This is a genomic window from Virgibacillus sp. LDC1 (assembly GCF_025792345.1).
Classification (GTDB): domain Bacteria; phylum Bacillota; class Bacilli; order Paenibacillales; family Paenibacillaceae; genus Paenibacillus_AQ; species Paenibacillus_AQ lautus.
The window spans coordinates 869,589-893,817 of record NZ_JAOXLZ010000001.1 but is presented as its reverse complement, the minus strand read 5'-3'; the positions used below and the strand labels follow the sequence as shown (position 1 = coordinate 893,817).

23 protein-coding genes are annotated in these 24,229 nt (G+C 49.9%); 1 reads left to right on the top strand and 22 read right to left on the bottom strand.

From position 1 onward, the window contains the following. Positions 1 to 84: 84 nt before the first annotated feature. The 5 genes from OHJ21_RS04250 to OHJ21_RS04230 all read right to left on the bottom strand — a co-directional run bounded on the left by OHJ21_RS04250 (position 85) and on the right by OHJ21_RS04230 (position 3,133). Positions 85 to 489: a FixH family protein gene (locus tag OHJ21_RS04250; RefSeq protein ID WP_127590891.1), complete on the bottom strand. Its 405-nt coding sequence runs from the start codon at positions 487 to 489 to the stop codon at positions 85 to 87. A 281-nt stretch (positions 490 to 770) separates the two neighbouring features. Then, positions 771 to 1,562 (bottom strand): HAD family hydrolase, encoded by a 792-nt coding sequence (locus OHJ21_RS04245; RefSeq protein WP_326112823.1) that lies wholly within the window; start codon positions 1,560 to 1,562, stop codon positions 771 to 773. Positions 1,563 to 1,604: 42 nt separating this feature from the next. After that, positions 1,605 to 2,129, bottom strand: a complete 525-nt coding sequence (locus OHJ21_RS04240; RefSeq protein WP_071218230.1) for a hypothetical protein — start codon at positions 2,127 to 2,129, stop codon at positions 1,605 to 1,607. Between the two features lie 161 nt (positions 2,130 to 2,290). Continuing rightward, complete coding sequence (locus tag OHJ21_RS04235; protein ID WP_100536458.1) at positions 2,291 to 2,497, bottom strand: DUF896 domain-containing protein; 207 nt, start codon at positions 2,495 to 2,497, stop codon at positions 2,291 to 2,293. 264 nt (positions 2,498 to 2,761) lie between these two features. Further along, positions 2,762 to 3,133 carry a LysM peptidoglycan-binding domain-containing protein gene (locus OHJ21_RS04230; protein ID WP_100539319.1) on the bottom strand — a complete coding sequence of 124 codons (372 nt, stop codon included), beginning with the start codon at positions 3,131 to 3,133 and terminating at the stop codon, positions 2,762 to 2,764. Between the two features lie 175 nt (positions 3,134 to 3,308). On the opposite strand from OHJ21_RS04230, the gene lexA reads away from it, so the two are divergent. Further along, positions 3,309 to 3,935, top strand: a complete 627-nt coding sequence (gene lexA / locus OHJ21_RS04225) for a transcriptional repressor LexA (protein ID WP_006209658.1) — start codon at positions 3,309 to 3,311, stop codon at positions 3,933 to 3,935. A 68-nt stretch (positions 3,936 to 4,003) separates the two neighbouring features. Here the strand turns inward: lexA and OHJ21_RS04220 are convergent, their stop codons facing one another. The 17 genes from OHJ21_RS04220 to OHJ21_RS04140 form a co-directional block, all read right to left on the bottom strand. Beyond that, positions 4,004 to 4,819, bottom strand: coding sequence for a hypothetical protein (locus tag OHJ21_RS04220; protein ID WP_486019350.1), 816 nt, complete (start codon positions 4,817 to 4,819; stop codon positions 4,004 to 4,006). Then, positions 4,812 to 5,357, bottom strand: a complete 546-nt coding sequence (locus OHJ21_RS04215) for an RNA polymerase sigma factor (protein WP_486019349.1) — start codon at positions 5,355 to 5,357, stop codon at positions 4,812 to 4,814. Before OHJ21_RS04215 ends, OHJ21_RS04220 begins: the two co-directional genes overlap by 8 nt. Before the next feature lie 149 nt (positions 5,358 to 5,506). Continuing rightward, positions 5,507 to 5,920 carry a hypothetical protein gene (locus OHJ21_RS04210; protein ID WP_486019348.1) on the bottom strand — a complete coding sequence of 138 codons (414 nt, stop codon included), beginning with the start codon at positions 5,918 to 5,920 and terminating at the stop codon, positions 5,507 to 5,509. A 151-nt stretch (positions 5,921 to 6,071) separates the two neighbouring features. Beyond that, entirely contained in the window at positions 6,072 to 7,400 is a 1,329-nt protein-coding gene (gene glnA, locus OHJ21_RS04205; protein ID WP_100536454.1) for a type I glutamate--ammonia ligase, read from the bottom strand. A 60-nt stretch (positions 7,401 to 7,460) separates the two neighbouring features. After that, the gene (locus OHJ21_RS04200) at positions 7,461 to 7,871 is read right to left on the bottom strand and encodes a MerR family transcriptional regulator (RefSeq protein ID WP_006209652.1); all 411 of its coding nucleotides are present in this window, start codon (positions 7,869 to 7,871) and stop codon (positions 7,461 to 7,463) included. Positions 7,872 to 7,953: 82 nt separating this feature from the next. Next, positions 7,954 to 9,207 carry a methionine gamma-lyase family protein gene (locus OHJ21_RS04195; protein ID WP_486019347.1) on the bottom strand — a complete coding sequence of 418 codons (1,254 nt, stop codon included), beginning with the start codon at positions 9,205 to 9,207 and terminating at the stop codon, positions 7,954 to 7,956. A 144-nt stretch (positions 9,208 to 9,351) separates the two neighbouring features. Further along, positions 9,352 to 10,644 carry a GTPase HflX gene (hflX, locus tag OHJ21_RS04190; protein WP_100536452.1) on the bottom strand — a complete coding sequence of 431 codons (1,293 nt, stop codon included), beginning with the start codon at positions 10,642 to 10,644 and terminating at the stop codon, positions 9,352 to 9,354. A gap of 121 nt (positions 10,645 to 10,765) precedes the next feature. Continuing rightward, positions 10,766 to 11,749, bottom strand: coding sequence for an AAA family ATPase (locus OHJ21_RS04185; protein ID WP_100536451.1), 984 nt, complete (start codon positions 11,747 to 11,749; stop codon positions 10,766 to 10,768). An 82-nt stretch (positions 11,750 to 11,831) separates the two neighbouring features. After that, positions 11,832 to 12,485, bottom strand: a complete 654-nt coding sequence (locus tag OHJ21_RS04180) for a YdcF family protein (RefSeq protein WP_100536450.1) — start codon at positions 12,483 to 12,485, stop codon at positions 11,832 to 11,834. Beyond that, entirely contained in the window at positions 12,485 to 13,042 is a 558-nt protein-coding gene (locus OHJ21_RS04175) for a ribonuclease FAU-1 family protein (protein WP_071218240.1), read from the bottom strand. Before OHJ21_RS04175 ends, OHJ21_RS04180 begins: the two co-directional genes overlap by 1 nt. A gap of 99 nt (positions 13,043 to 13,141) precedes the next feature. Beyond that, positions 13,142 to 15,820 (bottom strand): transglycosylase domain-containing protein, encoded by a 2,679-nt coding sequence (locus OHJ21_RS04170; protein ID WP_486019346.1) that lies wholly within the window; start codon positions 15,818 to 15,820, stop codon positions 13,142 to 13,144. Between the two features lie 185 nt (positions 15,821 to 16,005). Then, the gene (gene hfq, locus OHJ21_RS04165; protein WP_100536448.1) at positions 16,006 to 16,245 is read right to left on the bottom strand and encodes an RNA chaperone Hfq; all 240 of its coding nucleotides are present in this window, start codon (positions 16,243 to 16,245) and stop codon (positions 16,006 to 16,008) included. Positions 16,246 to 16,297: 52 nt separating this feature from the next. Next, on the bottom strand, positions 16,298 to 17,245 hold the full coding sequence (miaA, locus tag OHJ21_RS04160) for a tRNA (adenosine(37)-N6)-dimethylallyltransferase MiaA (protein ID WP_127590910.1): 948 nt from the start codon (positions 17,243 to 17,245) through the stop codon (positions 16,298 to 16,300). Further along, on the bottom strand, positions 17,235 to 18,014 hold the full coding sequence (locus tag OHJ21_RS04155; RefSeq protein WP_326112834.1) for a class I SAM-dependent methyltransferase: 780 nt from the start codon (positions 18,012 to 18,014) through the stop codon (positions 17,235 to 17,237). The genes miaA and OHJ21_RS04155 overlap by 11 nt, the downstream gene beginning before the upstream one ends. Before the next feature lie 17 nt (positions 18,015 to 18,031). Next, positions 18,032 to 20,020, bottom strand: a complete 1,989-nt coding sequence (gene mutL / locus OHJ21_RS04150) for a DNA mismatch repair endonuclease MutL (RefSeq protein ID WP_486019345.1) — start codon at positions 20,018 to 20,020, stop codon at positions 18,032 to 18,034. A gap of 38 nt (positions 20,021 to 20,058) precedes the next feature. Beyond that, a complete protein-coding gene (mutS, locus tag OHJ21_RS04145; RefSeq protein WP_486019344.1) occupies positions 20,059 to 22,827 on the bottom strand; it encodes a DNA mismatch repair protein MutS in 2,769 nt (922 codons plus the stop codon). Positions 22,828 to 22,887: 60 nt separating this feature from the next. Next, a complete protein-coding gene (locus OHJ21_RS04140; RefSeq protein WP_486019343.1) occupies positions 22,888 to 24,144 on the bottom strand; it encodes a putative amidoligase domain-containing protein in 1,257 nt (418 codons plus the stop codon). Between the last annotated feature and the right edge of the window lie 85 nt (positions 24,145 to 24,229).

The window sequence follows — 24,229 nt, the reverse complement described above, 5'->3', positions numbered from 1 at the left end:
AGGGCAGATTGAATAGGAAAATGGAATAAGGCAGCGCATCCATCCACTTGCGGATCATGCGCTGCCTTATGTATTAGCGAAACGTTACTCCGTTACCTTCAGTTCCTTTAGCGGCATAGAATGCTGTCCTCTCGCCGTGACATGTGAAACGATACGATAGGTTCCAGCCTCATCGAAGGTTTTCTCCATTTTGTAAACCCCGCCTTGATCATGCTTGACCGGGACCTTCGCCTGAACGCCTCCGCCTTCCAGCGTGACTTCAAATTCCACATCGTTCGCATCTTCCACCGGGCTGCCGGCTTGCGTCACCTTCGCTTCGATCAACACCTTCTCGCCAGCCTTAATGCTCTCCGGCGTCAGAGACAGCTCAACGATGATCGGTTCCGCCATCACATCATCTCCGGATTCCGCCTTGCTGTCATTACATGCAGCAAGCGCAACCGCCATCAGCACCATGGCTGCAATTAGGGCCATCTTTTTTCTGGTCATGCTCTACACCTCTTTTACAAAATAGGGCTATGTATGGTTCATTCACGTAATGGTCATTTCCAAACGACGTAAGTTTCCTAATCCATTATATCGCATAATTCTTTTACTTCTATCTCATGCAGCTTACAATTGTGTGACGTTTATCATAGCCAAGGGGCAAGGTTGAATTCAGATCGTATAACCAACAAAAAAACAGCCCATAACCGCTGAATCTGCTGTTAGGGCTGTTTCTATGTACGTTTAGCGTATCAATTATTCGGCCTAGCTCTTAATTGTATGGTCTATAAAGATGCCACGATGGCATGAAGCTCCGATAAATGTTTAATCTCAAACTTCGGTTGAATGGACGGATCATGAGGTCGGTTTACCCGATTGATCCAAACCGTATGCAGTCCAGCCGCATTTCCGCCTTTAATGTCTGTGGTCAGCTTATCTCCCACCATCACGGCCTGATCCGCCTCGACACCTAACAAGTCAAGTGCATGCTGGAAGATGGAAACATCCGGCTTCCCTTTGCCAAAATCACCGGAGATGATGATATGATCAAAGTAAGGAACCAGTTCCGGAACACCATCCAGCTTCTCCTGCTGCAGATCCGGACTTCCGTTCGTAAGAAGCAGCAGCTTCACATTCCCCTGCAATTCCTTCAAAACTTCAAACGTTTCTTCATATACGTATGGTCTTGTTCTGCGTTCAGCAGCGAATTGTGCAGCCAGCGTCTCGGCCAATCGTTCATTATCAACGCCCAGGCGCTGAAGTCCGCGTCGCCATGATTCCTTGCGGTATACGGGTGCCAGCTCCTGCAGCTTTCTGAATTCAGGCTGCGAACCAGCCGTAAAATTAGCCCACAAGCCTTCAAAAGGGTTAATTCCGATCATTTTGGTAAAAGCAAAGGTATCATATGATTCATATAATGCTCTCGCTTCTTCCCGTACTGCGGCCAAAAGTGATTGGGCATCTACGCCGGTCTCGTCCGCTCCGGCCTGGCATGTCACTTCAAACGCTTCCTCCACACTACGTTCATCCCACAATAACGTATCGTCCAAATCAAACAAAACCGCAGCTATCGGCATGTCTCTCCCACTCCTCATATACACTGTGATCTATTCTATATGTTAATTATGCTCCACTGGAATTTGATGAGTCTTTGCGAACTCTTCCAATCTTTCGCCCATCGCTTTTGTATCATAAAGATTCATCATACGCGAGAATACCCAGTTGCCTGCTTTCCCCTTGCCTTGGATCACGACGGAACCCGAAGCCAATTTGATCTTCTCGATATCCGATACAGCCAAACGACGTTCCCGATTGAACTTCATCGTGGAAACGGAAGCACGCTCAATCTTCAAATAAGGTTTGCGCAGGAAAATCATGAGCGCTAACAGGATATACAAGCTGACACCAACCCAATTCAACACGTCATTGCTTCCGCCGGCTGCCTGGGATGTCGCCGTTCCGAGAAGCGCATACAAACCAGCCAGTGCAACGAGTACTAACGGAAGAACATACTTACGCCCCTTAAACACGTCATGCTTATCATTGACGGCAGAGCCTTGGTATGAGGTCAGTCCCTGCTTTTTACGCTGCTTGTTCAGCTGTGACATATTTTTGTTTACTTTTCTTTCCCATGATCGTGACATATAGTTCCCCCTGAACTCAATTTCAAAATATTACCAACCCATATATAAACTTGGGGTAACCGTATTCGATTCCACGAATAATCGGCACCCCAAGTATTATAATTCTATCCATCTATCTGGTCATGAATCCACTGTTGTAGATCCATGCGACAATTGATCGACTAATGCTTTAATCGCGGGCCGCCTTTTTGTTCATTTTCATCAACCCATTCGATCGTTTCCAGCTGTTGTCTAAAGTTACTGCGAATATTATTAAGGTATATTTCCCGAAGCTCAGCCCGTTCTTTGAGCTCTTCCGCGGTCAATCCCTCACTCTTCTGTTTTCTTGCTAGTACATTGATGCGTTCAACCAAAGTATCGATGTCCATGACTCCTCCTCCAATTCCGATATCATGTATAACTTAAACATGTGAAAAAGAGCTTGTCAAGGCAACAGCACCCTTGCAAACTCTTATTAAGAACAAATATGAACATATGATGCCATAAATGGGTTCCTCTATGTTAAGAAATCAATAGTCGTCTATTATAAACACGCTTATACTGCGTGAAATCACTTCGTTAGGCAAGCTTAGAAATATAAAGCGAGAAGTAGGGACATATATAAGGAAAGGTTTGCTCTTAGCGTCGTCCAATTACCAGACCGGTAAAGACAACACCTCTCCGGCCTGAATATCCGGACCTTTCAATCCGTTAATTCTTCGGATGCTATCCAGATAGACTCTCGTATCCATATCTGCCGGTTTATGAAGGGAAGCAATTCGCCACAAACTATCACCATATTGAACAATAACCTGCTTCTCCCCAGTGGGCTTGTCCATCCCCCCGGCAAAAACGGAATATGCTCCTGTCCAAAATGAAGCTACGATCAAGAGGATGAATAAAAGCTTTATAAATGGAATGGATGCCATTCTGGACTTCAATTGATTGCTCCAAGTCTCCGAGGAATTCTTCGTTTGCACTGGAACGTTCTCATAAATGCTGCGGTATGTACTGTATTTCAACATGGAATCATCATCTCCCAAACAAGTGTTCTCTTATGGATTTATATTAACACGAACACTTGTTTGATTCAATACCCAAAAGAACATTTGTTCTATTTTTATTTAGAACTTATGTTTGTACGAACGGAAGTTCTATGTTATAATTTTCCCAAACGTTACTAAATGGGGTTGATACGGCATGTCGAAAATATCCAGCCGCCAGCTGGCGATCTTAGAGTTTATCCGCAACGAAGTTCGTAGCAAGGGTTACCCGCCTTCTGTCCGGGAAATCGGCGAGGCTGTCGGACTAGCCTCCAGTTCAACGGTCCATGGACATCTAGACCGTCTGGAGAAGAAAGGCCTCATTCGCCGTGACCCTACGAAACCAAGAGCCATCGAGCTTCTTGGCCAAGAAGAGTCCGATAGCGCAAACCTGTTTACCCACACCATTGCCAGAGTGCCTGTTGTCGGTAAAGTCACTGCAGGTGTTCCTATTACAGCCATGGAGAACATTGAGGATTATTTTCCGCTCCCGCAGCATTATGTAGGCGACGATAAGGTGTTCATGTTGTCGGTAGTCGGTGACAGTATGATCGAAGCTGGCATTCACAGCGGCGACTATGTCATTGTTCGCCAGCAGCAAACTGCAGACAATGGCGACATTGTTGTAGCGATGACCGAAGAAGACGAAGCAACGGTAAAGACCTTCTACAAGGAGAAGGATCATGTACGATTGCAACCGGAGAATCCTACCTACGAGCCACTGCGCCTGAACCATGTTACGATTCTCGGTAAAGTAATCGGACTCTTCAGGGACGTCCACTAATTTCATATATCTATGAATATAAGAGGTTACCTCCCTTAATTGGATGGTAACCTCTTTACTTGTTTTATTTAACTCACAGGGGATATCATTGTATTGTCTTGGACTAGTACCATAGCATTTTGCCTAAGATCCAGCCGATACGTTCGCGTGAGTTTAGAGTCTGATGAACCTTCTCCGCCAGGCCCCTCCGTGGACTCTAGAACAAGCTTATTATCTTTCACCATAGGAATCGTGCCTGGTCTGTAATAGGAAGTGTCGGATACCAAGGATTCATCCTGAAATCGGAGCTGGACGGCTTTACCCGTTTCATGCTCTACCGCGAACGCATAGATTTGTATACCATGACAGTCCCTATATTGCGGTGCAAGTATAAATACATCAGCATCCTGAAACGGCAAACGAATCATATCGACTGCTGCAGAGGTGGGTTGAATAAAAGTAATGTCCTCCAGCGTGGAGACTTCACCCGTAACGCCATGAGAACGATATCGTACGCTGTAGTTTCCGGTAAACGACAGGTCGGTTTCGAGGCCGAAGCAGCTCGGTGCTCCCAATGTCGTTATTTTTTCCTTTTCTACAGCAACCACACTCAACCTTCCCCTATCTGTTAAGCCTTGTGCTCGGATCGTCTCTTCCGTACCAGGAGGTAAAGTCCCTGCTCTCTGTTGTTCCTCTCTGCCAAAAGGCAATTGAAAGGCAATTAAAATAGTCAGAAGCATTAACCCTCCAGCAAATCCAACTTGTAAGTGCTTCCGACGTTTAGGCTTGCTGTCGGTGAAAATCACGGACCTATGCACGTTTTTTTTCATTTCGGATGTGAACTTTTCATCTGAAAAGGGAGCGTTTTTAGCCCGGGAATACCATTCTGGTTTATCCTCATTCATCGCCATTCTCCTTCAACAGGTTCTGTACTTTTTTCCTTGCCCGATACAGTCTTGATTTTACGGTACCCGCCGCTAGGTTAAGGAACTCCGCAATCTGATTTATTGACATCTCATAGTAAAGATCCAGGATTAACACCTCCCTGAACTTCCTGGGTAAGGTCATAATCATGGCCCATATTTCATTGGTATACTGCCCATCCAAATACTCTACTTCCGCCGACCGGCTTGAGGCATCTGTGAGCAGCTTGTCCTTGAGGGTCACTTTCCGAAAGAAAAAAGTTTGTTGATATCGAAACGCGGTATGTCTTGTAATTGTAAGCAGCCACGTTTTTAGCGTCGCCCGACCGCGAAAGGTATGTATGCCAAAATAAGCTTTAATAAACACCTCTTGAGCAATATCGTCAGCCAGTGCTTGCTGTTTGGTCAGAAAATAAGCGTAATTCCAGATATCATTTCCGTATAAGTTCATGATTTTATCCAGTGTCTGTGTGTCCATCACCGTCATCTGCTTCAAGTATTCCAGCTCCAACCGATTCACCTCGTCTAATTAGAGTCATGGAAGTGAGCAAAGGTTCCCTTTTTTCGAAAAATAAAAAAAGAATCTCCCCTTTTATGGAGGGCGATTCTGTATTAGCTGCATTCCATGAACGGTTCTACAAAACCATAAACCAAAATCTATTGCCATTGCTATGAAACTAACGGAGCCTCTTCCCAGGCCTGTTTAAATTGAGAACCGAATCTTCGAATGGATTCTTTGTCGGACGTTAACTGAAAATCCTGTTCAGACCCGTAAAAACGCAACTGATATATTCCTTTTCGATCCATCTGTTCCCAGCTCAGATGGTATAAATGTTTTTCAAAAGATATAAATAAGCCGTCTAATTTAAAACCATTTAAATACTCAAGCGGAAATTCAGCAGTTACCGAAATAAAGTTCCTTATTGTCACATTGGTCCACCCAAAATTCAAATCATAAATGATTCGGTTAGCTTGAAAGAACTTAAAATTGATCTGGCATCCTTCATCCTCACCAGCAATACGAGATATAAACGCGAACGCTGCCCGAGTTCCTTTCTCTTCGTGGTCGCTTAGAGTTGCCATTCACGAGCCTCCTTCGTTGTTCCACTTACCAGTTTTTCACCTACTCACTAATTTTATTTGAAAGCCGGCTAATATGCCATAAGCCCTGTTGGATCAATTTCATTGGAATAACAAAAAACCCTCACGCCTTACGGCGCAAGGGATTCCTCTATTAATACATCGTAATGTACTGATCGCGTTCCCATTGGTGAACTTGCGTTCTATACATATCCCACTCGATTTCTTTCAGTTCATAGAAGTGAGCCAGCGCATGATCTCCGAGTGCATCGGAAATGACTTCGCTGCGGATCAATTCGTTAAGAGCTTCTTTCAGGTTTGCCGGCAAGCTAGGGATGCCTTCCTCAATGCGCTCTTCTTCCGTCATCACATAGATGTTACGGTCAATTGGAGCCGGGAGCGACAGCTCGCGCTTAACGCCGTCCAAACCTGCTTTCAGCATGACAGCCAGAGCCAGATACGGGTTCGCCGCTGGATCCGGGTTACGCACTTCGATACGCGTGCTGAGGCCACGGGATGCAGGGATACGAATCATCGGGCTGCGGTTACTTGCAGACCATGCTACGTAGCAAGGTGCTTCGTAACCAGGCACGAGACGCTTGTACGAGTTCACCGTTGGGTTCGTAATCGCAGCAAACGCGCGTGCATGCTTAAGAATACCCGCCATATAGTTACGAGCCGTTACGCTCAAGCCAAGCTCATCACTCTCGTCAACAAACGCGTTCTCGCCGCCTTTGAAGAGCGATTGGTTACAGTGCATGCCGGAGCCGTTTACGCCAAAGAGTGGTTTTGGCATAAAGGTAGCAATCAATCCATGCTGACGAGCGATCGTCTTAACAACCAATTTAAACGTTTGAATCTGGTCAGCCGCTTTGATCGCATCTGCATATTTGAAGTCGATTTCGTGCTGGCCGGGAGCAACCTCATGGTGAGAAGCTTCGATTTCAAAGCCCATCTCTTCCAGCGTCAATACGATATCACGGCGGCAGTTCTCGCCAAGATCCGTAGGCGCGAGGTCAAAGTATCCGCCTTGGTCATTGAGCTCCATGGTCGGGTTGCCTTTTTCATCGGTTTTGAACAGGAAGAATTCCGGTTCCGGACCGACATTCATGGAAGTGAAGCCCATCTCTTCAGCTTCCTTCAATGCTCTCTTCAAAATGCCGCGCGGATCTCCCGCAAATGGGGTGCCGTCAGGCATGTAGATATCACAGATCAGACGAGCAACGCGATCCTCGGATACCCAAGGGAAGATCATGAAGGTATCCAGGTCCGGGTACAGGTACATATCGGATTCTTCGATACGTACATAGCCTTCGATGGACGAACCGTCGAACATCATTTTATTATCAAGCGCTTTAGGCAGCTGGCTTAACGGAATTTCAACGTTTTTAATTGTTCCAAGCAAATCTGTAAATTGCAAGCGGATAAATCGAACATTTTCTTCTTTGGCAATGCGTAGAATGTCCTCTCTGGTATAACTCACTTTATCCTCTCCTTTTTAAATAAAAAACTAGTTTAATGAAGAATTACAGCATGGCAATCCTTATTTATTAAAAAACCGGGATAATTCCCCTTGAATCAATGAAACCTGACCCGGTCTTTTAGCGGTAATCAATTCCTGCTTCAGCAAACGTCGCAACTGGGACTCCGACATCTCACGGCGTCTGTTCTCGGTATCAGGAGTAATGACGGTAGCCTCTTCAGACTCTTTTGTGACTGGGTTCATTACTTGCTTAATACCGGCGATATTAACACCTTTTTCAATCAAAGCCTTAATCTCTAGCAGTCGCTCCACATCATTGAAGGAAAACAGGCGTTGGTTGCCCGACGTTCGGGCTGGGACAATTAAGTTATGCTGCTCATAATAGCGAATTTGTCTGGCAGATAGATCCGTAAGCTTCATAACAATGCCTATCGGAAATAACGCCATATTCCTCCGAATCTCATCACCCATATCTCATCAACCTTCCAAGTGGTCTATTCTGATCCTATTGTACATTTCCTGATCAACCACGTCAACCGCATGTAAGGATAACTCACAACAATTTACGATCTTTCATGCTTTGGAGGGCCATAAGCACACCATATTTAACATGAGAATAGGTCAAGCCGCCTTGCATATAACCGATATATGGAGATCGGATCGGCGCGTCCGCTGATAATTCAAGGCTTCCTCCCTGGATGAACGTACCTGCCGCCATGATGACGGGATGTTCGTATCCAGGCATATCCCAAGGCTCAGGCACCACATGACTGTCGACTGCCGCAGCCCGCTGAATCCCTTGAACAAAAGCGATTAGATGATCCGCTCCGGTAAACGATACGGCCTGGATCAAATCGGTCCGTTCATCCTGCCAGCCCGGCTTGGTTGTGAACCCTACCGCCTCAAACATCGCGGCAGCATAAACGCTGCCCTTGACCGCTTGTCCAACCGTGGATGGTGCCAGGAATAATCCCTGATAGATGCCTCGGGTCGTTCCCAGCATCGCCCCCACTTCTCGTCCGATTCCGGGAGCGGTCAGCCGATAGGCTGCCTTATCCACATAGGCGGCTTTACCGCATATGTAGCCGCCGGTTTCGGCAATGCCGCCGCCAGGGTTTTTGATAAGAGAACCCGCCATCAAATCAACGCCAACCTCCGTCGGTTCCAGTCGCTCCGTAAACTCGCCGTAACAGTTATCAACAAAAATAATCAAATCCTGACGGATGGACCGGATCCGGCTGACCATGTCACCAATCTGGGAAACCGTGAACGAAGAACGCCAATCATATCCTCGAGAACGCTGGATACCGATAACCTTGGTTGAAGGCGTGATTGCCCTCTCTACCCGCTCCCAATCAATATCCCCTTGTTCTGTTAGCGCAACCTCCTGATAACCGATTCCGAAATCTCGAAGGGACCCGGTGCCGTCGCCGGGTTCGCCAATCACTTTATGGAGGGTGTCATAGGGACGCCCCGAAATATACAACAGCTCATCTCCTGGCCTTAACACACCAAACAGTGCGGTCGAGATCGTATGGGTACCCGAAGCAAAATGCGGCCTCACCAGGGCAGATTCGGCTCCAAATACGTCTGCGTAGACTTCATCCAGCACTTCGCGGCCGCGATCATTGTATGCATACCCGGTGGAAGCCGCAAAATGAAAATCACTCACCTGAAACTTCTGGAAAGCATCGATCACCTTCCACTGATTAAAATCAACGATAGCGTCGATCTCCCGTAAACGCTGCCCGATTTTGGATTCAATCTCACTGCTCAATTCAAGTATATCTTGCGAAAATCTTGCCATGACCAACTGCTCTCTCCTCTTTTACACATGATGTCTCACATCTTAACACATATTTTTATTTCATAGAACTCTGCAATGGAAGGACACCCTGAACACGCAATATAAGCCCCATAGAGGGGCTTATACGACGATTCCTATTGATGCCTAAGATCCATTCTGAACGTAATCATGAAGCAAATAACCCATTTTCTCATAATCGGCTTTATTGATTCGAACTTCATAGAGGATATCATTCTCATCAAAAGACTGCTCCAGCACATCTCCGACTCGGTATACAACCGAGTTCAGATCGCCGCGGTCAGCCGGAATCCGGAACGTCACGTTCCCTCCGGACAGCTGGTCCTGAATCGCTTCACGAACTATTTCCAAATCCTGATCATGATACGCACTAATCTTTAATTGACCATCCCCGGTAGGCAGCATCTCCAGCTGATCCGGTTCACATGCGTCCTTCTTGTTAAACAGAACGATCTGCGGTTTATCTGCCGCCCCCAAATCCTGAAGTATGGATTGAACGACTGCCATCTGTTCGTCCCGCATAGGGGAAGAAGCATCTACGACATGAAGAATCAGATCGGCTTCGTTGGCTTCTTCCAGCGTCGCACGGAACGCCGCTACCAGATCATGAGGAAGGTTCTGTATAAATCCTACGGTATCCGTAAGGACAACTTCTTTGCCGCTCGGCAGCTCTAACACACGCGACGTGGGATCCAGCGTAGCAAACAATTGATTTTCGATATAAACGTCTGCGGCCGTTAACCGGTTCAGCAATGTTGACTTGCCGGCATTGGTATACCCGACCAGGGCAACCTGTACGGCACCGCTCTTCTTCCGGCGCTCCCGATGAAGCGTCCGATGCCGGGTGACTTCATCCAACTGCCGCTTCAGGTCGCTGATTCTGTCCCGGATATGCCTGCGGTCGGTTTCGAGCTTGCTTTCCCCTGGTCCGCGGGTCCCGATCCCCGCTCCGAGCCTGGACAGATTCTTACCATGACCCGACAACCGCGGGAGCAAATAAGTAAGCTGAGCTAACTCCACCTGGATAATCCCCTCACGGGTCTTCGCTCGCTGAGCGAAAATATCCAGTATCAATTGAGTGCGGTCGATTATTTTCACATCGAGTGATTCTTCCAGATTTCGAACTTGCGCGCCGGATAATTCCTGATCAAAAATGGCCGTTGTTGCACCCAAGCCATCAATCGCCATACGCAGCTCTTCAACCTTCCCTTTGCCGATGAACCACTTGGAATCCGGAACTTCGCGATTCTGTGTAATGACATCCAGCACCTCCACTCCAGCGGTTTCAGCTAGCTGAACCAACTCCTGCAGCGAGTGTTCCGGATTCATTCCTGAGCGTTTAACCGCATCCGTCACCAAACTGACCAAAACGGCTTTATCTTCGATCTCTGTCCGGGTATCATGCGTTATATTTGTCATATAGCCAACTCCTTCTAACATTACGTCTCCTAATTTAACTAACCGCTGCTGCCTGCAATAAACATTATGATCCAAAGAAAGCAGCGTTACCCCTTCATTATGTTCGAAGACAAGCTTAAAATCATTGTATTTTTCCGTTTAACTTAAAGTCCTCCGGCCGCAGGGTCATAAGCTCCAGCTTACCGGGATTTCCGGTTACGTACTGATTCAGCAGTCGAACCGATTGATTCCTTATCGATTTCTCGATAACATTCCGTACGTAACGCGCATTACTGAAGGCGTGTAGTCCGTGATCCTTCTCCAACTGCAGGTGTTCCTTCAGCTTGCTCAGCGACTGCGGCATCAGGATATAATCCCTCTCCTTCGCCATCAGCTCCGAGATCTGGATCAATTGATCCAAATTGTAATCCGGGAAGTCCATCTGGATCGGAAAACGGGAATACAGGCCGGGATTCGAATCCATAAAAAAATCAATCTCATCGCTGTAGCCTGCCAAAATAAGAATGAACTGATTTTTATGATCCTCCATCGCCTTGACCAGTGTATCGATCGCTTCCTTGCCAAAATCCTTCTCACCGCCGCGCGCCAAACTGTAAGCCTCGTCGATGAACAGAATTCCTCCAAGCGCTTTTTTGACCAATTCCCTGGTCTTCTGTGCCGTGTGACCGATATATTCACCTACGAGATCTGCCCGTTCCACTTCGACCAGGTGACCCTTATTAAGCACGCCCATCTTCTGAAACAGCTTTGCCACGATACGGGCGACGGTGGTTTTCCCAGTTCCGGGGTTTCCTTTAAAAATCATATGGTACACATGACCGCCACTTAATAAGCCTGCTTCCGTACGCATCTGGGCCACTTGAAGCAAAGCATAGATTTCAAATACCAGGTCCTTGATTTGTTCGAGACCTACCAGTTGATCCAGCTCTTTCTGTATTTCCTGGAATAGACTGTGCTGGGAAACAGGGTTTGGCGAAGGGGCCGGTTCGCGTTCCGGAACCGCACTGCTGATGAGTGGAGGTTCCGCGCTGCGGAGCACGACATTAATCTGCCTGGATGGCCGTCCTTCAGATCGGCCGTTAGCGGCCGTTACACGCCCGTTCATTGCTCCTCACCTCTTTATCCAAAGGGCTGACTATCTATTCCAATGTATTCTATTTACAGCCTGCTTATTAGAAGTTTCGTCCTCATAGGACACCCATGGCGATCAACAGCCGATCGGCCGTCCATTTCGTATAAGCCAGCACTTCTCTAGACTTGTGTTTGGCCATCGGCAAAACGGTAGATTCCGTTAGCGACATAGAAGGATGATCATAACCAAGGGTTCTTGCAACCTCCATCGCCCTCGTCCCGTGATAGTCATGGGTTATTATAATGGCAGTGTTCCACCCATGCTCCTCCATCATCGCTTGGCTGAAGAGCAAATTCTCATACGTGCTCGTAGCTTCGTTCTCCAGGAATATCCGTTCCCCGGGTACGCCCGCTTCGACCAAGAAATTTCTCATCCCTTCGGCTTCGGTATATGGATATCCGGGCTTATCGAGGCCGCCTGAAACGATAAAGGTATCAAAACGGCCTGCATGGTATTCAACCAGTGCATGCTCAAGCCGTTCCCGAAGCCCCGGACTTGGCTGATCTCCCCACATGGAAGCGCCCAAGATGATGCCGACATCCGCCTTCTCCGACGGACTGCTGACGGCGCTTTCGATCTTCCAATATGCATAACCTGACCATAGCAATCCAAGAACAACGAGAGAGAGCAAGGTAATCATCCCTCGCCGATACCATGCTCTCTTCTTAGTGCCTGCTTGTGGCAAACGCTTATGTATTTCCTGACGCATTATTTCTTCCTCCTGAACTCTCCGTTATGAAATAATTGGTCGCGGTGCTTCAGAGACATCATAAAGTAAGGGAATTCATGCGCGTCGATGGCCCGAAGCAGATTCCGTGCAGTCACCTTGGCAAGCCTGTAATCATCCCGGGTAATGTCATTCCGCCCTAGGGCATCCTCAAGCTCATCTTCATCCAGCAAGAACACTTCACCATTCTTGACAACCACAACGTCCAAATACAGATCGTCAAACCAAGGGACACCCTGATCCGTTACCCCTTGTTTCTTGCAAATATCGATATACCATTGAACAATATTTCGTTTGTCATCAAACATGGCTGTCACGATGAAATGGCTGTCCTTCGGATAATACTGCAGCCATGAATAGCCTTTGTCCGCGATTCGGTAGGTATGACGGCCATACGTCTTCCACAACGGTTCTTTCAGGCCATATATGGTATATAACGTGAGATACCCTGTAAATTGCTCACATTCCACATACCGGGAAGTGAAGTGCCGGCGGGTGATACGGCGCCAATTCGCCCGATCTCCGAATTTACGTTTCATGGAACTTTTCCTCCCCATTCGTATTCCCAGCTTACCACATTTGGGTTTCACACTCAAAACAAAGAAGCCTCCGCAATCATGCGGAGGCTCTCAAGTTCATCATGGGCTGTCTTGGAACTCGTCAGATCCGTCAACCGGATCCGACGGATCCACAATGGTGCCCGGTACCGTAGGAATATTGCCCGAATCGGTGTCGGTTCCTCCAGTGCCTGTGTCACCATTGCTAGATCCATCTCCTGAGCCATCAGATCCATTGCCAGGATCTTGACCATCTTGGCCATTCCCGGCTCCGTTTCCATCCTCAGGAGGGTTCGTTCCATTACCATTACCATTACCATTACCGTTACCGTTGCCTGGGCCTTCACCATTCCCATTGCCTGGCCCGCCATTACCGTTGCCATTTCCGTTCCCGTTGCCATTCCCAGGAGGAAACTCGTTTCCTGCTCCGTTGTCACCTTCATCAACCGGAGGCGGTTCCTGGGTGTCCCCCGGATCGGGTTCAAGATCCTCAGGCGGCAATTCCTCGGAAGCGGCCACGATTTGCAAAATGTTCGAAGGTTCCGACTCTTCGCCGGTTGATGGATCGAAGGCCGTCACGTAATAATCGTAAGTCAATCCTTCCATCGCACTCATATCCTCTATAGCGGTTCCTCCCAAGGAATCGAGAATGCGGGAGTATTCCGATTCCGACGTTTCCTTACGGTACACGCGGTATTGAACGTTGCCCTGAACCGGATTCCAGCTCAGTGATACGGTCTGAGTCTCCCCATTATAGGAACCTGTCAAACCGCTGACTGCGGCTAATGTCGTTTCTTCTACAGGCGGCTGAACCGGCTCGGTATTCGGGAAGCTCTTCGCTTCATAGCCCTGAACCGCCTTCTCCATCACTTTGCCCCATAAGGAAGCGGAGATCGAACTGCTTCGTTTCAGCAGATGCTGCCGGTCAGGGGTATCATAACCCATCCATACCGCTGCCGTTAACTCCGGCGTATATCCGACAAACCATACGTCGCGGTTTGAGCTGACGCCCTTATAGCCGCTCTGCGTGGTTCCGGTCTTACCGGCTACCGGGCGGCTGATCCGAGCATTTCTACCCGTTCCGTCCTCTACGACACGCTTCATCATGTCTGTCATTTGCGAAGCCGTCGAAGCGCTCATCACGCGCTTCCCTTTGCTGCCTTTATTCTCATGCACAACCTTGCCTTTGCTATCTTTAATCTGTTTGATCGCAAAAGCCTCTTTGAATTCTCCGCCATTGGCAAAGGCGCTGAAGGCTTGTGCCATCTCGAATGTGTTCGTACCGGTATCCATGCCGCCGAGGGCCAGGGATAAGTTCGCATCGCCTTCGGTCATCTTGATGCCGAGACTCTGAGCGAACTCAAATCCGGTTTTTACGCCGATTTGGTTCAACAGCCATACGGCCGGAATGTTCTCGGAACGCTGAATCGCTTCCGGCATACCAATCGTTTCCGAATATCCGTGCAGGTTATTTGGGCAATAATTGGTGCCAAAACATTGCTTTTTATTACTCAATCTGGAGTCCTTCGTAAACTTTCCGGATTCCAGCGCCGGTGCATACGATACAATCGGCTTCAAGGCGGATCCCGGCTGACGACGGCTGTCGGTAGCCCGGCTGAACCCGCCTCGCGTATATTCCCGTCCACCGGACATGGCTACGATACCGCCGGTTTCCTGGTTAATGATGACCATAGAACCTTCCACCGGCACGTCGTCTGGACTTTCTTCAAAGTTTTCCGGATTCTTGAACTCTTCTTCCATTGCCGTCTGGGCATTCACGTCCATCGTTGTGTAAATCTGATATCCGCCAATGTTGACATCGTCCTCGGTGAGGCCCCATTTTTCTTCGGCTTCTTCCATTACATAATCGATAAACGCTGTATACTTCTGCTGTCTTTCTGGCGGTGTATAAGCATAGTCCACTTTCTTGGCTTCCGCTGCCTCTTCGGCCGTGATATACCCCTGCTGTTCCATCAAGGTCAAGACAACCGCACGACGCTCTTTGGAAAGGTCGGGATTCTTCAGCGGATTATAGCGGGATGGCCCTTTCGGCATTGCCGCTAGTGTCGCCATTTCCCATAACTTCAAATCATTCAAATCCGACTTGCCGAAATAACGCTCGGATGCGGCTTTGATGCCGTAATAAGGTCCCCCGAAGTTAATCCGGTTCAAATACATCTCAATAATTTCCTGTTTGCTGTGCTGACGCTCAAGCGCCAGCGCGATCGACATTTCAGTAGCCTTCCGGAAGAATGTTTTATCCCTTGTCAGGAATATATTCTTCGCCAGCTGCTGCGTGATCGTACTTCCGCCTTCGACCATGGAACGGGCCATGATATCCTTTACCGCTGCGCGGCCGATCGACCACATGTCCACGCCGTTGTGCTCCATGAACCGTTTATCTTCTGTTGCAATGAATGCTTGTATCAATTTCTCCGGAATATCCTCATACTTCACAGGATCACTCTTCTGGAGGGACAGTTCGCCCATCAGCGTGCCATTACGGTCATATACCTTGGAAGTACCGTAAGCGGTCAGCTTATCCTGATTCTGCTCCAGCAGCTTTTCGCCGCTGATCAAGATGAACAAATAACCTGCAAGCGCACAGAAGATCGCAATGACGGCCGTGAAAAACAACGCCCATGCAATTCGCTTTCCTTTGCCTTTTTTCTTCTTCGCATTCGGTTTCGTGGTTTTCGATGTCTTCGAGTTGTCTTTGTTTTTGTTCAACCGTGACATCTGATTATCTTTTCCAGCCATTTGTCCCCCTCCTTACTCCCTTGCGGGATCAAGCCTTCTGACTCATGTCATGCCTCGGAAAGAAAAGAACAACCTTCTCAGGTTGCTCTCTGCACTCCTTATAAGCTAAACGAAATATAAACCAAAAAGTTTCAAATTAATCAGTTGACGGTATGATTCTGCTCTTTATAAATCCATTCTAAAATCTATTGATCGCTGCTGTTTTCCTGCATCAGGGACACATTACGCTGCGGCATGAACGTGGAGATAGCATGCTTGTACACCATTTGCTGACGGCCGTCGCTGTCAATCACGATGGTAAAATTGTCAAAAGCTTTGATCGTTCCACGGATCTGAAAGCCGTTTGTAAGGTATACCGTGGCCGGAATGTTCTCTTTGCGCAGTTGGTTCAAGAACGTGTCTTGGATGTTAATGGACTTGTTCATTAGCCGTACCCCCAATGGTTCATTTAGATTGTTTTGAAATATATTCAAGATTTCAGTGAAACTTTCCTGCTATTATAGCACGGATTTTTTGATAGTTTGCAGAAAAATTTCCCGAGTCGGTGACGTCTACCCACTCGATGTCCTTCATATGGCGAAACCAAGATAGCTGCCGCTTAGCGAACCGGCGTGTATCGCGCTTGAGCAGCACGACGGCCTCCTCGTAGCTGAACTCCCCGCTAAGGTATGATACGATTTCTTTGTAACCCAGCCCTTGCATGGATACAAGCCCCGGAGCGAACCCTTTGTCCATGAGCGCCGCTACCTCATCAACAAGTCCCTGGCTCAGCATAAGATCAATTCGCTCTTCAATACGGTTATATAGCATTTGCCTGTCCATTGTCAAACCGACCAAGCATAAGTCATAGGGAGATTGCTTGGTTTGAGGCGCCAGCTGGGCCGAAAGTGGGACACCGGTCATATGAAATACTTCCAAAGCACGAACGACCCGACGTAGGTCATTAGGGTGAAGCCGCTCGGCCGTTTCAGGATCAACCTCTGCCAATTTTTGATGAAGAGCCTCGGCTCCATGTTCATTGGCATAGCGGAATTGCTCTTCCCGAAAAACTTCATCCGCACCGGTCTCGCTGAACTGATAGCCGTAGCACACCGACTCCACGTAAAGCCCGGTTCCGCCAACAATGAACGGAAGTTTGCCCCGCTCCGTGATCTCCGTAATAAGCCTTTGGCTCTGCTCCTGAAATTCGGCTACCGAATAGGGGTGATCGGGCTCGTGAATGTCAATGAGATGGTGGGGAACGCCTTCCATTTCCTCAGCGGAAATTTTGGCCGTTCCGATATCCATGCCCCGGTATACTTGCATCGAATCGCCGGAAATAATCTCACATCCGAATTCCTTCGCAATTTCAATGCTCATTTTGGTTTTACCTACTGCTGTAGGCCCGATGAGAACGAGCAGTTTCGGTTTGGTTTCATCTGTCAATGGAAATCACTCCGTACGTTATTTTCGATTTTCCCCGTTCAGGCAAAGTAAAGCCAAGCCGCTCAAACTCTCCGCTGGATCGCGCTTCCTTCATCACGACGGTTTTGCGCGCGACCCTGACCGCTTCTCTCACACTTTCCATTTCCAGCGGCTCCCCATTTGCATAATGTCTCAGAGGATGGATGGAAGCCGATTCGGCGATCGGTTCACGGAACATCGGATCAAAATAAACAATGTCTACGCTCCGGTCCGCCAGCGACTTCAAATAATCCAGGTGATGGCTGTGCCTGACTTCGATTCGCCTCATCGCCTGATCACTGGCCTCCAGATGGCTTTCATAGGTCCGGAGCCCTTCTTTTAGCAGCGCATACAAGGGCAGCGAGCTTTCCAGGGCAGTGACTCGGCTGTTGGCCCCGCCCTTGCCCGAGAATACCAGGGAGTCGGCTCCAAGCCCCGCCGTACAATCCAGTACGGAATCTCCTTCCTCCATTCCGGAAGCCTCCAGCATGGGATCGGGTTTTCCGCTCAGCACGCGTTTCAATCGGACAAACCCCATACTGGGATGAAATTCCATGACTGAGCCGCCCGGTCCGCTTAGACGTACATGTCCGTTCAGTACGACCAGCACGTCGTCGTCTCCGAACCTGCGGGCTAATTTTCGCAATGAATGACCGCCGCGCTGAACATAACGGCAGCCGGTTTCCTGGGCTAAACGTTTCGCGCGCTCCACAATGTCCGGCGCTTCCGCTTCTCCAGTTGTAATAATCATGAAGGTCCTCCTTGCTGTTACATCACGCGCTTAAACATTTTTTCCAAATCATAAGCTGAAAACGAAACCACAATCGGTCGTCCATGCGGACATGTGTATGGCTGCCGGCAGGCGCCTAAACGCCGAATCAGCGTCATCGCCTCCTGCTCCGTCAGCTTCTGATTGGCTTTAATGGAAGCCTTGCAAGAACACATGATCGACGAGGTTTCTCTCAGCTTGGCGATATCAATATTTCGTTCGCTCAGCACCCATTCCGCCATCTCCTCGATAATGGCCTTCTCGTCGCCCTTAGGGAACCAGAACGGATGTGAACGAACCAGGAAGGTATGGCCGCCAAAAAACTCCATATAAACGCCAACCTTCTCAAACCAGTGCAGCCGTTCCTTCACCTTCTCCGATTCTGATGGCGTGAATTCCAGCGTAATCGGCAGCAGCAGCTCCTGGGATGCATCTGCCGGGTTGCCAAACTGTTCGTAGTAATACTCGTAGTTAATCCGCTCATGCGCGGCATGCTGATCAATCAGGTACAGCCCGGTATCATTCTGCGCTATGAGATAGGTACCGTGATGCTGGCCGATGAGGGTAAGCTCCGGAAATGGCGGAATCTCGGGAGCCGGTCCTGAGGCCGCCTGCAGCCACTCCTTCGTTACGGCAGGAATTCCGGCATTCCCCCTGGTCTCATTGCGGTAATCACTGCGGTAAGAAGAAGCTGCTGCCGTTTCACGCATTTGCGAGGTGGCAGCTGTACCTGCTGCTCCGTCCCCATAAGTGCGCTTGATATCCGACTCTGCCTGGGTGAAGACCTGCCCCACAGGCCATGTCGACGCAGACGGCACCTTGAGAGGCATGTTTCCACCAGTTGAAGGCTCGTCGCCGCTTCCTGGGATCACGATATCCCGTTCATTGCCGCTGCCGGGCGCCGAGGCATGGCCTTGCGCAGGAGAAAATTGCAGCTGTTCCTGGATATAGGCGTTGTCGCTTTTGCCAATATTTTGTTTGGCCGGACGTGGAATAAGGATTTCCTGCTGCAGCACCTTTCGAATCTCTTCCTCCACAAAAGCAAACAGCTCCTGCTCTTTACTAAACCGCACCTCCAGCTTGGATGGATGCACATTCACATCGATCAACGAGGGGTGCATGGACAACTGAATAACAACAAGCGGAAACCGGTTGATCGGCAGCAGCGTATGATAACCTCTCAATATCGCCTGCATTAAGCCGTAGTTCCGGATGTACCTCCCATTAATGATGAGCGACATGCCGTTACGGTTTGCCCGGGTATAATCCGGGCGGCTGATATATCCGCTTAACGTATAATCCATATTCTCCGCTTCAAACGGCAGCATGGCTTTGGCCGATTGGGTACCGTATATGGCCGCAATGACCTGAAGGGCATCGCCGTTGCCCAGCGTCTGCAGCAGCGAGTTTCCATTGTGCCTGAGCGTAAAGGCAATATCCGGCCGGGAAAGGGCCAGACGATACATATAGTCAGATATGTGCCCCAGCTCCGTTTGGATCGTTTTCATATATTTCAGCCTTGCCGGCGTATTGAAGAACAATTCCTTTACGAGGAAATCCGTTCCTCTGGGTGCGGCCGTCTCTTCGTTCACCCGCAGATGACCGCCTTCGATTTCGATCACCCGTCCGCGGCCATCCTGAGCATTGGATGTAACCAGACGTACCTTGGATACGGCCGCAATGGATGGCAGGGCTTCGCCCCTGAATCCAAGGCTGGTGATTTGGAACAGATCGCGGCCTTCGACGATTTTGCTCGTTGCGTGGCGGTAAAAAGCCGTTTCGCAATCCTCCGGATCAATACCGGCGCCGTTATCCGTTACGCGAATGCTGTCCAGTCCGCCTTCTTCGACCGTTACGTCAATCTTGGTGCTCCCGGCATCAATGGCGTTCTCAACCAGCTCCTTCACAACGGAGGCAGGCCGCTCCACCACCTCACCGGCAGCAATCTGGTTTGCAATATGCTCGTCCAAAATCCGAATAATCCCCATCGTTCCTACCTCCGTTTCATTTCATTCCCATGCCAACATCACATATCCTTCGCTTGAAGCTTCAGGTCATTCAGGAACTGCATGGCCTGAAGCGGTGTCATATTCATCACGTCCGCGCCCTTAACGGCATCAATGAGGCTCTTGACGGCAGGATCTTGAGACGCTTCCGGCGGCATGGAGTGCTGATCCTTACCAGGCTTAGCACTCGGTTCAGGCACTTCCTCCTCGCCAAAAATGGAAAGCTGCACCACGCCGCCCTTCTGGTCGGCGCCGCTCAAGCTTTCGGTATACGGCACCCTATCTTCACGAAACTCATGCACCGTTTCCGGTCCAATTCGTCTCTCATCGGAATGAGCTGCGGCAGCCGGCTGCTCGCGCTGCATCACAATCCCTTGCTCCGATGCCACCGCGGCCAGCGAAGCCATCTCCAGGCCCTGCAGCAGACCATAAGCACGGTCAATGATACTGCCGGGCAAGCCTGCCAATCTCGCACAGTAAATGCCGTAGCTGCTGTCGGCCGCGCCAGGGATCAGCTTGCGGAGGAAATGCACTTTGTCTCCGCTTTCCTGAACCGCCATGGAATAATTTTTGAGACCGCCAAGGCTTTCCTGAAGATGGGCAAGCTCATGGAAATGCGTCGATACCAATGCCTTGCAGCCGATGTGGTCATGCACATACTCAATCACGGCTTGCGCGATTGCCATGCCTTCACTCGTCGACGTACCGCGTCCCAGCTCATCAATGATGATCAGGCTGCGGGGCGTTGCTTTTTCCGTCATGACCTGAATATCCGCCATTTCCACCATGAAGGTGCTCTGGCCGCCGATCAGATCGTCTGCCGCTCCGATGCGGGTAAAGATACGGTCCACCAGCGGGATAACCGCGCGCTCTGCCGGAACAAAGCAGCCCATCTGGGCCAAAATCGATAACAAGGCCACCTGGCGCATGTACGTGCTTTTTCCAGCCATATTCGGACCGGTAATAAGCAGGATCGAGGAGCCTTCCTTGCGTAAATCCGTTCCGTTCGCGATAAACGATGAATCCTTCATGACGGCTTCCACGACAGGATGACGGCCGCCTTCAACGATATAATCATAACCTTCGCTCAGCTCCGGTTTCACGAACCGGTATTCCGCGCTGACCGCAGCCAACGATTGATAGACGTCAATCTCGGCAATCCGCTCAGCGAGCTTTTGCAGCCGGCTCACTTGGGTATTCAGCTTGTCCCTGAGCTCGGTAAAGAGGGCGTACTCCAAATCCACCATCTTCTCCTGCGCCTCCAGGATCAGACCTTCCTTCTCCTTCAGCTCGGGCGTGACATATCGCTCTGCATTCGCCAGTGTCTGTTTGCGTTCGTACCGGCCTTCCGGCAGGGATGACAGATTGGACTTGGTCACCTCGATATAATAACCAAACACCTTGTTGTAACCGATCTTCAGCGACTTGATCCCCGTAGCCGCGCGTTCCTTGGCTTCCAGCTCCGCGATCCAGCGTTTGCCGCTGGTGCTCGCTTCGCGAAACTCATCCAGCCGCTCGTGATAGCCCGGTTTGATGATGCCTCCGTCACGCACGGACACCGGCGGTTCATCGACAATCGCATGCTCAATCAGTTCACACAGATCGTCGCAAATATCCGTATCCGCAGCCACCCGGCGCAGCGTCTCGGAAGCCGACTGGGCACACAGCTCTTTCAGGGAAGGTATTTGTCTTAATGACAGCTTGAGCGCGTTCAAATCCCGTCCGTTCGCGCTGCCGAACGCAATCCGGCCGACCAACCGTTCCAGATCGTAAATCTCTTTCAGCGCCATCCGCAAATCTTCACGCAGTATGTACTGGTTATACAAATGCTCAACAGCCTCCAGCCGCTCTTCGATCCGGCTGCGGGACAGCAGCGGTTTATCGATTCTCCGCCGCAGGAGTCTGGCTCCCATCGAGGTTTCCGTGCGATCCAGAAGCCACAGGAGCGAACCTTTCTTCGAGCGCTCCCGAACCGTCTCAACCAGCTCCAGGTTGCGTCTGGTGAACGGATCCAGCACCATGTATTGTCCCGGTTCATAGGAAGCAATCTGTGTCAGCTGTCCCAGCGACCGCTTCTGCGTCTCGCTTAAATACGAGATCAGCAGGGATATGCAGGCTCTTCGCTCCTCTTCCAGGCGGGCCCATGCCGGTTCTCCGAATTGGGTGCGAACCAATGCGTCCTCCCTGCGATCCCATGCCGTATAGACGATGTTCCGGCTGCCTGGAAGCGCCTGAGATGAAATGATATCAAGAAGGGATGCGTCCCCAATGATCTCGGAGGGCTCATACAGGCCGATCTCATCCCGCAGCCATTCCTCCGAAGATGGGACCGACGTCACATAAAGCTCGCCGGTTGACAGATCGCATGCCGATAAAGACATTAAGCCGCCCGCTTCCGTGACACAAACCATGTAATTGTTCGATTTGTCGTGCACGACCTTGCCGTCCATGATGGTCCCCGGCGTGACGACCCGGACGATTTCCCGCCGAACCATGCCTTTGGTGACCGAAGCATCCTCCATCTGTTCGCAGATGGCAACTTTGTACCCTTTCTCAATCAACCGCTGAATATAACCCTCAGCGGAATGATAAGGCACTCCGCACATCGGTATTTTCTCTGCACCGCCGCCCTCGCGGCCGGTCAGCGTAATCTCCAATTCCTTCGACGCGAGGATCGCATCATCAAAAAACATTTCGTAAAAATCGCCTAAGCGGAAAAAAAGAAACGCATCGCGCGCTTGTTCTTTGACCTTCAAATATTGTTCAATCATCGGCGTATATTTAGCCATGACGTACCTCCATTACCTTCTAGCTTGACCTCCATTATAACAGAAATTGATCGCAAGGCATCACGCCTTAACGGGAATATTCCACAGCGGCCTGATATCTCTGCTTTCATCCCAGGCGCGCCCCGCCTCCATGTGTGCAAGAGCCAGTTCGATTTCACGAGCAAAGTCCGAATATTCCGGCAGTGCCGACAGATCCCTGTGCCAGCCTGCGATGCATTCTTTAAGCACGGACTTGTCGCCTTCGTAATAGGCGCGATGGTAACGTTCCGTATTGAAAGGTCTCGCCAGCAAACGGTCGCTGTATCGAGCTGCCAGATAGGCAACATACATCGATACCTTCGCCACAAGCGGCGAAACGAGAAAGCTGGGAAGCGTACGGTATTCAAATCCGCCATACGGCTGCCTCCGAAAATCGCCCAGGAAACCATAACGGGGTCGGCGAAGACGCCCCTTGGGGTCTTCGAGCAGCGCCAGCGGCAGAGCCAGATAATTGTCAAGGGTCTGAAGAAGGGACAGGGAGAGCGGTACGCCGCTGAAATGTATATGGCCACCTAGCGGGAAATCATCATAAGGCAGAGCTCCTGCCCTCCAGGTTAGTGAACGATCCGTAATCAGGCTCTGGGCTTGGCGCAGAGCTTTTTGCATTTCAATCATTAACGCCTTCGGATTCGCTCTCGGTAACGGCCTGAGCTCGGCAATGGGGTAAATGACCTCACCCCGAAAACGAACGGCGTCACTGCCGACCGATCCGCCACGCTCCATAAATTCGGATGCAAAAACAATGTCTCCGTTATCCTTCATCAGCACAAACTCGGGATCCATCCCCATAAGCAGCGGCGGAGTCAAATGGGATTCACCGTCTTCGTTAAACGCGTGAAAACCTGCCGCCTGCTGGCCTTTGGCACTCATAACGGTTTTATTCCGGCCCGCTTTCATGCGGACATTCTCGACTACATATCTGCGCCCGGGCCGGGCCGTGATGATGATCTCCCCTTCATCCGCACCCAGCGTATACAGCGACCTTAGGGCCGCTTTCTCCAATCTCCGATGCAGGCCATCCTCGTACCTCCCGTTCTCGGGGTCGGGCTCATACATCACTTCACTACCGCCGAGCTGGTAGGATCGGATCGAGGCTGCGGACAGCTGCTCGACATGAACCGCGTACCTGGCCGTGTAATGCTTTTCCTCAACTGAGCTCAAACCCAGAAGGCACGGTATCCCGGATCTGACCAGACGTGCTTGCGCGAGGAGCGCGGCCGCTCCCTTCAATGGTACATATTCTTTTACAGCAGCTGGTTTTACTTTATCATGAGCCATCTCCTAGTCCCCCTGTAAAAAAAATAAAAAAGAGGGCATCCGCCCTCCGCAAAGCTGCCCTCACTGCATATGCTAAGATTAGAAT